We start from the raw sequence: 13,603 nt of genomic DNA, 5'->3' as shown, positions 1-13,603 counted from the left end.
AGGTACTTTTTAATTTGATTTGAAAATTTACGCGGGAATAGCTCAATTGGTAGAGCGTCAGCCTTCCAAGCTGAATGTTGCGAGTTCGAGTCTCGTTTCCCGCTCTGTAAAAGCCGAAGATTAATCTTCGGCTTTTTTTATTTAGAAAAAATTTGATTCCAAAACATAAAAAAACCTTAAACAATAACGTTTAAGGTTTTACTTTTTTATCTAAATTGTTGTCTTATTTCGCTTCTTCAGACAACATTTGTTTGTATTTTTTACCTTCAATTAATCTTTTTTCTGCCCAAATTGTTCCTCCAGGAATAACTGCAGCAACAAAAAAGATCATAAAAATTTTCCAAGACCAATTGTATTTTTCCTTCAATAAATAAACCAATATAATATAAGCTACAAACAATCCTCCGTGTACGCGTCCTGCGTACGTTACCCAAGTCGGATCTTCCCAAATATATTTCATTGGCATTGCGATAAAAAACAAAACTATCGCAGAAATAGCTTCTAAATATCCAGTAATTTTAAATAATTTCAACATTCATCTTAAATTTGAAGTCAAAAATAATTTTTAATTTTCAAATGAACACTAATAGATATCAGTAAAACAAATACTTAACATCTATTTTACACGTTATTATAAGCAACAATGCGATTTTTAGTTTACATATTTCTCTTTTTTTTCCAAACAATTTTGCTTTTTGGGCAAGAAAAAACGTATCATTTTTTTCGTTATAATGATGATTCAAAATCGTATACAAAAGATTTCGAAAGCAAAAATCTTGATTCATCTTTAGATTCGCTTCAAAAAACGGGTTATTATACTTTGACGATTGATTCGATAAAAAATGAAAAAGTTTATCTAAATAAAGGAAAATTGCACCAAACAATTTGGGTGAAGAACAATGAATTGTTCGAAAATAAAAATAATTATTTCCCAACAAATAATTTAGATTCTATTCTAAATAAAATCGCCAAAATCAACACTAATCAAGGTTATCCGTTTGCGCAAATAAAACTTGTTTCGAATGGTTTTGAAGAAAATGAACAGAAAATTGAATTGGTTTTAGACAAAGGAAATCAGCGCAAAATTGATGGTGTAAAATTGGTTGGTTACGAAAAATTATCCAAAGGTTATTTGCGTCATGGACTTAATATAAAAACCGGCGAAGTCTACAATGAACAGAAGTTGGCAACGATTTCGACATTAATGCAACAAACCAATTATATTGCAGAAGCGCAATTACCACAAACTTTATTTAAGCTCGATTCGACGATTTTATATTTGTATCCTCGCAAAGTGAATTCAAATTATTTTGATGGTGTTTTAGGTTTTGGAACTGATGATAACGGCGATTTTAGATTGAACGGAAATGTACAACTTTCGTTAAATAATGTGTTCAATAGTTTAGAGGAAATCAGGTTAAATTGGATTGGAACAGCGAATAAAAATACGTCGTTGAATATTGGTGTTAAAGTGCCTTATTTGTTCAAATCTGCGATTGGTTCGGAAACTAATTTCAAGCTTTTCAAGCAAGATTCTGTTTTTGTGAATTTGGATTTTTCGGAGCGATTATTTTATCAACTCAACCTCAACTCGAATATTGGTGTGAGCGGAATTATACAATCGTCTAACTTTTTGTTGGAAGATGATTCTTATCTAAAATCGAGCTACGACGATTATTCGAAAATTGGTTTTGGTTTGAGTTATCACTATTTCCTGAAACATCCTTTTCGTTTGATGGAAGGAAAATCGATGTTGAATGTTGCGGTAAATTCGATTCGTAAAAAAGAAAAGAATTTTTCGTGGACAGAAGATTTGGAAAATAAAACCGTCAATCAAGTTGAAGTTGGTCTAAAAACGTTTCGTTTGTTCGAATTATCCAAAAAGCATTTCTTAAAAGCTGGTGCAGAGTTTAGAGGTTTACTCACGAAAGACGATGATTTTTCCGAAAACGAATTGTACAGAATTGGTGGTTTCGGGAGTTTTAGAGGTTTTAACGAAGAAAGTATTACGGCAAATATGTACGGATTTCTGAGTGCAGATTATCGTTTTGTTCCAAGCGAAGCTTTTTATATTGGGCTTTTCGCCGATTATGGTTTTATTGATAACAAACGCGCAAATCTGAACACTTCTTTATTAAGTTTAGGAACTGGAATTTCTTTTTTAACGAAAATGGGAATTTTTAATTTGAGTTATGCAGTTGGTAAAACAGACGAAACTTCTTTCGACTTCAAAGAATCTAAAATCCATTTTGGGATATTAAGTCAGTTTTAAAAAAAATATTTTACTTTAATTTCTATAAACATTTAATAATGAAATATTTATCAATTATATTTTTATTTATATCCATAAATAATTTTGCTCAAGAATATATATTCAAAAATACATGTTATTTAGGAGATGATATACATACTCAATCTATTGATACTATAAAATCTAAAGAAAAACTAAATTTATTATTCTATAATAAACACTATGATTCTTATACTCCATCTTTATTTCCAAATCATTTAGTATCAAAGAAGAAAGAAATAAGACCTCTTGTAAACAAAACAAAAGATGGATATATTGTCGAATATTATGATCAAAATAATAGACTAATAAAATATTCTTTCAATAATCAAGCAAGTAATTTTGATGTAGAAATCATTTATTATAACAATAATTATCCTGAATTTATTATTGAACACTTCTTAGATTTACATCATAGTGAGAATTATATAGCATCTATTACTTATGATTTGAAATATAATCAAAGACAAGAACTTATATTTATAAAAATGATTGATAACAATAAATATAGATGTGAATTAGAAAAAATTAATTAATTATTTTTAATTCTATTAATTACTAATATCTAAAACGAGTTCATTTGTAATAAATGTGACATTACATTTATCTAAAACATGTTCGTTTGTAATAAATGTTAACTTACGTTTATCTCAATCATATCTGTTTGCGATGTTCGTCAAGAAGATTTGATTACAAACAAGGTTATTTATAATAAATGTAAGGCTACATTAATCTAAAACATGTCCGTTTGCAATGTCCGTAAAGAAAATTTCATTACAAACAGGTGTGTTTATCCTTTCCCGAGTCCTCGGTTGATCACAAACAAGTCTGTTTTAGCTTACCAAAAGTATTGTGTGAATGAATACTAAGAAGTTTTATTAAAAAAACTTTAAATTTTTATAGGTTTATTGTTAACATTTTCGTGAAATTAGCTACTTATAAAATACTCACACAAAATAAATTTAAAAATGCGTAAAATTTTTTATCCAGTTTTAGCTTCTGCTTTATTTTTAGCTTCAGCTCAATTGGTGTCTGCACAAGACAATTTAGTTAATTCTTTGAACAAAAATGTTAGTGAAAATAGTAAAGAAGCTTTCAAATTTACTGATGTTATCAATTTAGCTAAAACTCCAGTAGAAAATCAAGGTTCATCAGGAACTTGTTGGTCATATTCAGGAAATTCTTTCTTCGAATCAGAAATGTTAAGAATGGGAAAACAACCTATTCAATTGTCTCCAATTTTCAATGCCAGAAATACATATGTTGAAAAAGGAAAACAATATGTTCGTATGCATGGCGCTACAACTTTAGGTGATGGAGGTTCTTTCTATGATGTTTTAAATACAATCAAAAAATATGGAGCTGTTCCAGAATCTGTATACACAGGTTTGAATTACGGAACAAAAACAAATCAATTTGGTGAAATGGCTGCAATTCAAGAAGGAGTTTTGAAAGCGGTTGTTGCAAATCCAAATGGTAAATTAACTCCAAACTGGGAGAAAGCCTATACAGCTGTTTTGGATAGCTATTTAGGAGAATATCCAAAGGAATTCACGTATAACGGAAAAAAATACACACCACGTACATTTGCTGATCAAGTGGTAGGAATTAATCCAAACGATTATGTTGCGATTACATCTTTTAAAGATCACGACTATTACAAACCGTTTGTATTAGCGATTCCTGATAACTGGGCGTACGAATCTTTCTACAATGTTCCGATGACAGAAATGACTGATAACATTGATTATGCTTTGAAAAACGGATTTACAGTTGCTTGGGCAACAGACGTTTCTGAAAAAGGATTTAGCTGGAAAAATGGTGTGGCTTATGTACCAGAAGTTGATTTTGCAGATATGAATGCACAACAAAAAGCAGATATGTTCAAAGGTCCAAAACCAGAAAAAGTAATTACAGAAGATATGCGTCAAGCTGCTTTTGATGATTACCAAACGACTGATGATCACGGAATGCACATTGTTGGTATTGCGAAAGATCAAAACGGAAAAGATTACTACATCGTGAAAAACTCTTGGGGTTTAACTAACGATTACGAAGGATATCTTTATGTAACAAAAGCATTTGTTCAGTACAAAACAACAAATATTTTAGTTCATAAAAACGGTGTTCAAAAACAAACGTTGAAAAAATTAGGAATCTAATTTGTAAGATAATAAACTAAAAAAATCCACTCAATGAGTGGATTTTTTTTTATTTCACAATAAATGTAATTTGTTTTGTATTAGCTGGCGCAGCTTCCTCCCAGCCTCTTTTGTAATCAAACTGAATTGTACATTCGCCTTTGCTTCCCGCTTTCACAGTATATACATTTTTACTCGGCGCGCCTACCACTCCTTCTTGTTGATTTTTCACATTTGACTTATCAACAATTTTCACACTACAATCTTCTGGTTCAGAAGTAAACCAATCATAACCAGTAGAAGGATTAGCAGTAACTTCTAATTTTACCTGATCACCTTCATTTAGTTTAATCGTTTTTACATTTTCGATTGTATCCAAATTGATCGTTTGTTCTTTACTTGCATTTGTCGCACACGCTGTCAACAAAGTTGCACTTCCTATTAGTAATAAAGTTTTTTTCATTTATGATGGATGATTTTATTTATTTTTTTGATAAAAACAGTTATAAAGCTATTCAACTAAGCGCTTTTTCAACTAATTTTGTACTTTATTTTTTAGTCAATAATTATGCCTCAAAATGTAACGATACGAATTTCTCCTACAGAAGCTGCAAACGAGAAAATTTTGAAACAACGTTTAGCATCTGCTGTTAAAACAAAACCGGAGAATATCAATGCTTACCAAATTATTCGTCGCTCATTAGATGCGCGAAGCCGAAATATTATTTCCCAATTACAAGTCAATGTTTTTGTAAATGAAGAATTTTCTGATGCTTTCGAGTTTCATCCAAATCTTCAAAATGTAGAAAACAAACACGAAGTTTATATTGCTGGTGCTGGTCCTGCTGGATTATTTGCTGCGTTAGAATTAATAGAACAAGGTTTGAAACCAATTATTATCGAGCGTGGTAAAAATGTTCGTGATCGTCGTCGTGATTTAGCTGCGATGAATAAAGAAGGAAAAGTAAATCCTGAATCTAACTATTGTTATGGCGAAGGTGGCGCTGGGACTTATTCGGACGGAAAATTATATACGCGTTCTACAAAACGTGGAAACATCCTGAAATCATTGCAATGGTTTGTACATTTCGGTGCGACAGAACGTATTTTGCAAGAAGCGCATCCACATATCGGAACAAATAAATTACCTGGAATTATCGCCAACATGCGCGAAGCAATTATCGAATGTGGTGGTGAAGTTTGGTTTGACACAAAACTAACGGACATTATTATCGAGAATAATCAAATCAAAGGAATTGAAATCAATCATGATAAAAAAATTAAAACTTCTTCTTTGATCTTAGCAACGGGACATTCGGCTCGTGATATTTTTAGAATGTTAGATGAAAAAAATGTTTTAATTGAAGCAAAACCTTTTGCATTGGGTGTTCGTGTAGAACATCACCAAAGTTTGATTGATTCTGCTCAATACCATTGTCCAGTTGGAACGGAACGAAACGAATTTCTTCCTCCTGCCTCGTATTCATTAGTTTCGCAAGAAGCTGGTCGCGGCGTTTTCTCTTTTTGTATGTGTCCTGGAGGAATTATTGCGCCCGCATCTACAGACGAAGGAGAATTGGTGGTAAATGGTTGGTCACCTTCCAAACGTGACGGATTTTTTGCAAACTCGGGAATGGTTGTAACAGTTGATGAAAAAGATTTTGCTAAATATGGTTTTACTGGACCTTTGGCTGGAATGAAATTTCAACAAATGGTCGAGCAAAAAGCATGGCAAGTTGGTGGAGGTAAATTAAAAGCACCTGCACAACGAATGACCGATTTTGTTTCAGGAAAATTATCTAATTCATTGAATGATTGCTCTTATTTACCAGGTTTAACTTCAGGTTTATTAAGCGAAGTTTTACCAAAAGAAGTTCATCAATCTTTGAAATTAGGTTTTCAAACATTTGGTAAAAAAATGAATGGTTACTATACCGAAAATGCAAATATTGTGGCAACAGAATCTAGAACTTCTTCACCTGTTCGTATTCCGAGAAATGAAGAAACGTTAGAACACACGCAAATTTCTGGTTTATTTCCTTGCGCTGAAGGAGCTGGTTACGCTGGTGGAATTATTTCTGCCGCAATGGACGGAGCAAAAGTTGCAATTGCTGTGAAGAATTTTATCGAAAAATAGTTTTATATTTAATACTCAAAATAAAATACAGATGTCAAGCTGAACTTGTTTCAGCTTCGCATCTTTAGAAATGATGAATCTAAAAAAAAGTAAATAATTTCAAATTTTTATTAATTTCAGTAGTACTGATTTTGATTGGTTATTCAATCAACTTAATTGGTTGGAATATTGGAACAATTACAATTGTTTATTTTGGATTAGGTTTATTCTTTTTAGGAATTATTTCATTCATCATTTTACTATTTTTAGCTTTGATTAAAATTGTTAATAGAATTTAATGAATCTCTTAAAATCTATATTATTTGTTGGTTTAGGTGGCGCTTTTGGTAGTGTTGCAAGATTTTTAATTTCATACGGAATCGGAAAATATTATTCGCAACCTTTTCCATTTGCTACGTTTTTGACAAATATTATCGGTTGTTTTTTGATTGGCGCTTTATATGGATATTCAATCAAAAATGGTTTAGGAAATACCTATTTCAATTTTTTACTGATAACAGGATTTTGTGGAGGTTTCACTACATTTTCAAGTTTTTCGTATGAAAATTTCAACTTAATTCAACAACAAAATTACATCACACCAATTATTTATATTTTTTTGAGTGTACTCATTGGATTAATATTTACAATGATTGGTTTTAGATTAACAAAATAACTCTATATCGAAAATAGTTTTCTCTTATTCATTTTAATATCCTACTTTTAAGCAACTTAAAAAAAATACATGAGGAAATCTATTTTAATCTGCGGAATCATTTTTGGTTCTGTATTTACTCACGCACAATTAAAAACAGTGAAAAAAACTGACAATAAAGGATATACCTACGAAATGGTAGAAAATGATCCTTCGAATACAAGAATTTATACGCTAAAAAATGGTTTAAAAATCTATTTGGCTCAAATAAAAGACGAACCAAGAATCCAAACTCATATAGCTGTAAAAACAGGTTCTAACAACGACCCAGAAGACAATACTGGTTTGGCTCACTACTTAGAGCATATGGTTTTTAAAGGAACTTCAAAAATCGGAACACAAAATTGGGCTGTTGAAAAACCTTTGATCCAACAAATTTCAGATTTATACGAACAACATAAAGCAGAAAAAGATCCTGCAAAAAAAGTTGAAATTTATAAAAAAATTGATCAAGTTTCGCAAGAAGCATCCAAATATGCTGTGGCAAATGAATACGATAAATTAATTTCATCTTTGGGAGCATCAGGAACTAATGCACATACATCTTTAGAGGAAACAATTTATCATAATAATATTCCGAATAACGAATTAGAAAAATGGTTAAAAGTAGAATCTGAGCGTTTTGGAGAGTTAACTTTACGCCTTTTTCATACTGAATTAGAAGCCGTTTACGAAGAATTTAATCGTGCGCAAGATAACGACGGACGTTTGGTTTACTATAAATTAATGCAAACGTTATTCCCAAAATCTCATTACGGAACACAAACTACAATTGGAACTTCAGAACATTTGAAAAATCCATCAATGGTTGCAATCCATAATTATTTCGATAAATATTATGTAGCAAGCAATATGGCTGTAATGTTAATCGGTGATTTCGATTTTGATACGGCTGTTCCAATGATTGACAAATATTTCGGAAATTATGCTACAAAACCAGCTCCAGCACAATATGTAGCAAAAGAAGATCCGATTAAAATAATCAGTACAAGCGAAGTATTTAGTCCTTCATCAGAGCGAGTACAGTTTGCTTATCGTTTCGATGGAGCAAAAAGTTCTGATGCAAAATATGTAACATTAATTGATTATATCTTAAGTAATTCTACAGCTGGATTAATCGACTTAAATATCAATCAACAGCAAAAAACATTAGGAGCAGGAAGTTCTTCTTCTTTCTTTAGAGATTATGGAATGCATTCTTTTTCTGGATCGCCAAAACAAGGACAAAGTTTAGAAGAAGTTCGTGATTTATTAATTGCTCAAATCGAGAAAATCAAAAATGGAGAATTTGATGATTGGATGATTGAAGCTGTTGTAAATGATTTGAGAAAATCTCGAATGAGAAGCTGGGAAAATACACGTTCTTTAGCAGCAAGCTTGTACAAATCGTATATCAACGATGTTCCTTGGGCAGAAGTTGTCGATCAATACGATGATATGGGACGTGTGACGAAGCAAGAATTAATGGACTTTGCGAAGAAAAATTATGCAAATAATTATGTTATTGTGTTCAAACGTCAAGGTGAAAACAAAGATTTGGTACGTGTTTCGAATCCTGGAATTACGCCAATTCAATTAAATCGTGATGCTGAATCTACTTGGTACAAAGATTTCATGAAAATCAAATCAAGTGAAATTAAACCTGTTTTTGTTGACTTCAAAAAAGAATTAAACGAAGGAAAAATCAAGAATGCAAAATTCACTTCGATTCAAAACAAGACAAACGATATTAGTTCTGTTTACTATATCGCGGATATGGGATCGGACAACAATAAAAAACTTGGTTTAGCAATTAATTACTTAGATTATTTAGGAACGTCTAAATATTCGCCAGAAAACTTGAAAAAAGAGTTTTATAAAATTGGTGTAGATTATGGCGTTAATGCTGGTACAGAAAGAACTTCTGTTTATATCACAGGTTTACAAAAGAATTTGACAAGCGGAATCAAATTGTTTGAACACCTTTTAAGTGATGCCGTTGCAAATAATGAATCTTACCAAGAATATGTGAAAACAATCTTGAAATCGAGAGAGAATTCTAAAAAGAATAAAAACGTGATTTCTTCTTTGTTGAATACTTATGCGCAATATGGACCAAATAACCGTTCGAGAGATATTATTTCTGAAGCAGACTTGAAAGCTATAGATCCAAAAGAATTAACGCAAATCATCAAAGATTTCTTTAATTACAAGCACCAAATTTTCTATTACGGAAATAATGAAGCAGAAACGAAAAAAGCAATTGAACAAAATCATAATTTCGGAAAAAATTTAGATTATCCTAAGAAAAAAGAATATCCGCAACCAGCAACAGATGGTAAAGTATATTTTGCTCCTTACGATATGGTACAAGCGGAAATTAATTTCTTTGCTCGTGATACTAAATATGATCCTACTTTGTTGACATCTACAGGAATTTTCAATGAGTATTTTGGAGGAGGTTTATCATCTATCGTTTTCCAAGAAATTCGTGAGTCTAAATCCTTAGCTTATTCTGCTGGTTCTTATTACATTAACGCAAATAAAAAAGATAATTACAATTATGTAAGAGCTGTAATTGGAACACAAGCTAACAAATTACCACAAGCTGTTGACGCAATGAAAGAATTAATGAATAATATGCCAAAAGCAGAAAATCAATTTAATAATTCTAAGCAAGCTGCACTTAAGCAAATCGCTACAAGTCGCTATACAAAAGCAAATGTGTTCTTTTATTGGTTATCGTTACAAGATAAAGGTCTAAATTATGATATCAATAAAGATATTTACGATCAAACATCTAAATTAACATTAGATCAATTGGATCAATTTTTCCAAAAACATATCAAAGGTCAAAACTTCAATGTTGGTTTAATTGGTAAGAAAGAAAACTTAGACTGGCCATCTGTTGAAAAACTTGGACAAGTAAAAGAATTGACTTTAGAAGAATTATTTAACTACTAATAATCAGACATTATAAAAACCAATAAACGCGTTTAGGAAATCCTAAAACGCGTTTATTTTTTAAAACTAACCTATGAATGAATAATCACTCAAACACCAAATAAGGCTCAATTTCCTTAAACTTTTCTTCACTTATCGCATAACATCTTTTCAATATTTTTGCATCTTTAAAACTCCCACCTAACGAACGTTTAAAATTAAGAATCGTATTTGCTTGCTTCTCTGTAAAACCAAGTTTCATCCAATCCTCATGACTCAAATTATTTGGATTAAACTTGCCTTTTATTTCTATTTTTTCAACTACTTTTCCCTCTGTTTTTGGTTGCTCAACTTTTGGCTGTTCAACTTTATAAATTATATTTTCAGGCAAATCAATATAAGGTTCCATTTCCGCATATTTTTCGTCGGAAATCATGTAACATTTTTTCAATTGTTCTTTCGATTTAAACTGTCCTCCCAAAATATTTTTATATTTTAGAATTGAAGCAGCTTGTTTAGAGGAAAAACCTATTTTTTGCCAATCATTTTCAGAAAAATTATTTGGATTAAATTTTACATACTGAATCTTTTTTCCACCTTGTTTTTTTTCATTTCTTTCGTCTTCCTTCGATTTTTCTGGTAACAAAATATACGTTTTCATCTCTACATATTTCGCATCATCAATCACAAAACATTTCCTCAATTGCTCTTTCGACGTAAACTTTCCTCCAACAATCTGCTTATATTTCATGATAACTTCTGCCTGTTTTGGAGAAAAACCAAGTTTTTCCCAACCTTGTTGTGGCAAATCATTTGGATTGAAATTTTTGTAAACGATTTTAGTTTTTGGTGATGAATAATCTATAAAACTAGATTTAGATTGTTCTGGTAAAAGAATAAAAGGAGCTAATTCCTTGTACTTTTCTTCATCGATAACATAACATTTCTTAAGCTGTTCTTTCGATGTAAATTCTCCACCAACAATTCCTTTATATTTCAAAATAACTTCGGCTTGACGTTCCGAAAATCCTAAATTCATCCAATCTTCTAAAGACAAATCATTTGGATTAAAAGGTTTGATTGAATCTTTTAATTGCTTTTTTGAAGTAGAATTATATGTATAATTCTTCGAAGTTGTTTGATAATTTGCTAGCAAAACTTTATCTGCTTCTGATAATTGATACGTTTCTTTTTCAACTGAAATATGTTGAAAAATCTCAAATAACAGAATCAAAACAAATAATAAATACAAGCCAAATCGTTGTGATTTATTCAGGTAAAAAGTAGATTTTTTTAAATATTTCATCTTGGTTGAAAAAGAAATGAAAATAAAATCCTTATCATACACTCACCATATCGAAAAACAATATAACCATCAAATATTTAACAAGTTAAGAAGTCTAAAATAAATAATAGGTTTTAAGTATTTGTAAATAGATTATTTGATTATTTTACGAAAAATAAAATAATCTCTAACCAATATTGTATCATGCTTTATCCTATCATTTTTAAGGCTATACTTCGATTGAATTATCAATTTTTCTTCTTGATTATTTACATCTAAAACTTTATAATCTTTAGGTGTTTAATATGTATCAATTGGTTTAAAATTTAAATATGTAGAAACGATAGTCAAAGCTAATATTAGAAAATAAAAGAAAATTCTAGTTTTAGGAAAAAGGAAAACTGGAGTAATAAATAAGATAAAAATTAGAGAAAAACTTGTAAGACTATGAAAAAAATCTATTAGAAAAGGATCTTTAAAAGTCCAATTAGAAAAAATAGTTTCTAGAATAGAGACTGTTATGTAGAATATAAAACAAATTATAAAAATTGATCTTTCACCTAAAAAACCAATTTTTCTAAAGTTCATTTGTTTCATAAATTAATTACAAATCAAAAACAGATTTTCGCTTGATGACAAAACAATCTTTTACCCAAAAAAAGAATAACATAATAAAATAACCAACAAATGTTAAACCGAAAGTTGCGAAGGTTAAATAAATGAAAATCAAGCGTAATTTTGCAACACGAATTCCTAATTTATCTGCAAAACGAGAGATAACATTAAACCATTCTGTTTCTGTAAAATTCCTTATTTGATCTTTCATTTAACGTAAAATTTGTTGTCCGATAGCGCAATTTAAACATTTTTTTTCGGAGCAATATCTTTTTTTGAGCTGAATTAATTGTTGCGAATCTTTTGCCGATTTATTTTCGAAACCAATTCGTTCAAATTCATCTAAAATCGAGTTATTTTCCGCTTCCATTTCATTCAATAAATCCAAATAAAAATCAATTTCTATCTCATCTTTTTGACGTTCAAAAGCGTAACGAATCGGAATAATTGAATTGATGAGCAAATTATTTATTTTATCTTTTGAAAGATTTTTGAGCTGAAATTTTGATTCATTTTTGAATGTATAATGCGTTTCCCAAAAAGAATTTAATTCCAACTTCTCGAAGATTTTATAGAATTCTTTCAAATTTTTGGGCTGAATAATTTCCGAAAACAAACTTTGATAATTCACATAAATCGATGCTAATTGCGCCAAGCGAATCGTTGGAAAACCAATTGGTCGCATTTTCGAAAATCGAAACAAACTATTTTCAATTGGTTGTAATTGATATTTATTTTTCAGGAATTGATATTCGTTTTTTAATTGTTTAAAATAATCATTTTCATAATTTTCTTCTAAAAATCCAGCTTGTCCAAAAAATAAGGCTTCAACTTTTTGAGCATCAAATTGTATTTTTTGCAAAACTTTGAACGGAAAAGAATTTGACCAAATCTCAAAACTTTCTACATTCACTTTCAAGCCAAAATTCTTTGCCAAACTTCTGAACAATGTTTCTTCCCAATTCGAATTATTGTGTTCTAAAATTTGTATAATATCATTTGTTTTTTCTTCGAAACGTTCAATTAAAATTCGTTCAAACCAAAAAGAAAACTGTTTCAAATCAATTGAATTTAAAAACTCTTCGCAATAAATTTTATCCAATTTAGAATTGATGATATTTTGATAATTAAAAACAATTTCCGGTTTTACAAAATCTTGTAAAATCAAAGTTTGCACATTACGTTGACGCAAAATATCAACTTCGCAATCGTGATTCCAAACGACATGTAAAATCACATTTTGATACGATAAATCATTCGAATGTTGATGCAAATTCCAATCCGAAGAATTGACATGCATTTCCACACTTCCAATCCACAATTTGTCACCAATAATGATTTCAGCTTCCAAAAAATCTGGTCCAGCATGATGATTTAACTTTCCAACTTTCACAATTTCAATGAAATCTCCATGAAAAGTTTGTAAGCTTTGATGTGAAAATTGATTCAATTTCCAAATATGATGTAGAAAAATTTCTTTCATAGACAAAAGTTAATCAATGAATTATAAAAAATTATT

General features: G+C 30.2%; 12 protein-coding genes and 1 tRNA gene. 8 read left to right on the top strand and 5 right to left on the bottom strand.

The annotated features are described in order from the left end of the window. Nucleotides 1-31: 31 nt before the first annotated feature. Nucleotides 32-104 (top strand) — tRNA-Gly (locus tag B2217_RS12865). A gap of 119 nt (nucleotides 105-223) precedes the next feature. On the opposite strand, the gene B2217_RS12860 is transcribed toward B2217_RS12865, so the two are convergent. Further along, on the bottom strand, nucleotides 224-535 hold the full coding sequence (locus tag B2217_RS12860; RefSeq protein WP_180905106.1) for a DUF3817 domain-containing protein: 312 nt from the start codon (nucleotides 533-535) through the stop codon (nucleotides 224-226). Between the two features lie 153 nt (nucleotides 536-688). Between B2217_RS12860 and B2217_RS12855 the strand changes: the two genes are divergently transcribed. The 3 genes from B2217_RS12855 to B2217_RS12845 all read left to right on the top strand — a co-directional run bounded on the left by B2217_RS12855 (nucleotide 689) and on the right by B2217_RS12845 (nucleotide 4,452). Then, nucleotides 689-2,272, top strand: coding sequence for a hypothetical protein (locus B2217_RS12855; RefSeq protein ID WP_291122756.1), 1,584 nt, complete (start codon nucleotides 689-691; stop codon nucleotides 2,270-2,272). A 38-nt stretch (nucleotides 2,273-2,310) separates the two neighbouring features. Beyond that, a complete protein-coding gene (locus B2217_RS12850) occupies nucleotides 2,311-2,826 on the top strand; it encodes a hypothetical protein (protein ID WP_180905108.1) in 516 nt (171 codons plus the stop codon). Nucleotides 2,827-3,258: 432 nt separating this feature from the next. Then, complete coding sequence (locus tag B2217_RS12845) at nucleotides 3,259-4,452, top strand: aminopeptidase C (protein ID WP_180905109.1); 1,194 nt, start codon at nucleotides 3,259-3,261, stop codon at nucleotides 4,450-4,452. 49 nt (nucleotides 4,453-4,501) lie between these two features. On the opposite strand, the gene B2217_RS12840 is transcribed toward B2217_RS12845, so the two are convergent. Further along, nucleotides 4,502-4,894, bottom strand: a complete 393-nt coding sequence (locus B2217_RS12840; RefSeq protein WP_180905110.1) for a protease inhibitor I42 family protein — start codon at nucleotides 4,892-4,894, stop codon at nucleotides 4,502-4,504. A gap of 105 nt (nucleotides 4,895-4,999) precedes the next feature. Between B2217_RS12840 and B2217_RS12835 the strand changes: the two genes are divergently transcribed. From B2217_RS12835 to B2217_RS12820, 4 genes are all read left to right on the top strand, one after another. After that, the gene (locus B2217_RS12835; RefSeq protein WP_180905111.1) at nucleotides 5,000-6,568 is read left to right on the top strand and encodes an NAD(P)/FAD-dependent oxidoreductase; all 1,569 of its coding nucleotides are present in this window, start codon (nucleotides 5,000-5,002) and stop codon (nucleotides 6,566-6,568) included. Nucleotides 6,569-6,699: 131 nt separating this feature from the next. Next, on the top strand, nucleotides 6,700-6,846 hold the full coding sequence (locus B2217_RS12830; RefSeq protein WP_180905112.1) for a hypothetical protein: 147 nt from the start codon (nucleotides 6,700-6,702) through the stop codon (nucleotides 6,844-6,846). After that, nucleotides 6,846-7,223: a fluoride efflux transporter CrcB gene (gene crcB / locus B2217_RS12825; RefSeq protein ID WP_180905113.1), complete on the top strand. Its 378-nt coding sequence runs from the start codon at nucleotides 6,846-6,848 to the stop codon at nucleotides 7,221-7,223. The genes B2217_RS12830 and crcB overlap by 1 nt, the downstream gene beginning before the upstream one ends. A gap of 69 nt (nucleotides 7,224-7,292) precedes the next feature. Beyond that, complete coding sequence (locus B2217_RS12820) at nucleotides 7,293-10,205, top strand: M16 family metallopeptidase (protein ID WP_180905114.1); 2,913 nt, start codon at nucleotides 7,293-7,295, stop codon at nucleotides 10,203-10,205. Between the two features lie 85 nt (nucleotides 10,206-10,290). On the opposite strand, the gene B2217_RS12815 is transcribed toward B2217_RS12820, so the two are convergent. The 3 genes from B2217_RS12815 to B2217_RS12805 form a co-directional block, all read right to left on the bottom strand. Continuing rightward, nucleotides 10,291-11,490: a helix-hairpin-helix domain-containing protein gene (locus B2217_RS12815; protein ID WP_180905115.1), complete on the bottom strand. Its 1,200-nt coding sequence runs from the start codon at nucleotides 11,488-11,490 to the stop codon at nucleotides 10,291-10,293. Nucleotides 11,491-12,073: 583 nt separating this feature from the next. After that, the gene (locus tag B2217_RS12810) at nucleotides 12,074-12,295 is read right to left on the bottom strand and encodes a PspC family transcriptional regulator (RefSeq protein WP_038332996.1); all 222 of its coding nucleotides are present in this window, start codon (nucleotides 12,293-12,295) and stop codon (nucleotides 12,074-12,076) included. Further along, nucleotides 12,296-13,567 carry a DUF2851 family protein gene (locus B2217_RS12805; RefSeq protein ID WP_180905116.1) on the bottom strand — a complete coding sequence of 424 codons (1,272 nt, stop codon included), beginning with the start codon at nucleotides 13,565-13,567 and terminating at the stop codon, nucleotides 12,296-12,298. Between the last annotated feature and the right edge of the window lie 36 nt (nucleotides 13,568-13,603).

The organism is Empedobacter sp. UBA7620 (assembly GCF_002484185.1).
Classification (GTDB): Bacteria; Bacteroidota; Bacteroidia; order Flavobacteriales; family Weeksellaceae; genus Empedobacter; species Empedobacter falsenii_C.
The sequence above is the reverse complement of the archived record's forward strand: the minus strand, read 5'-3'. Positions and strand labels throughout refer to the sequence as shown.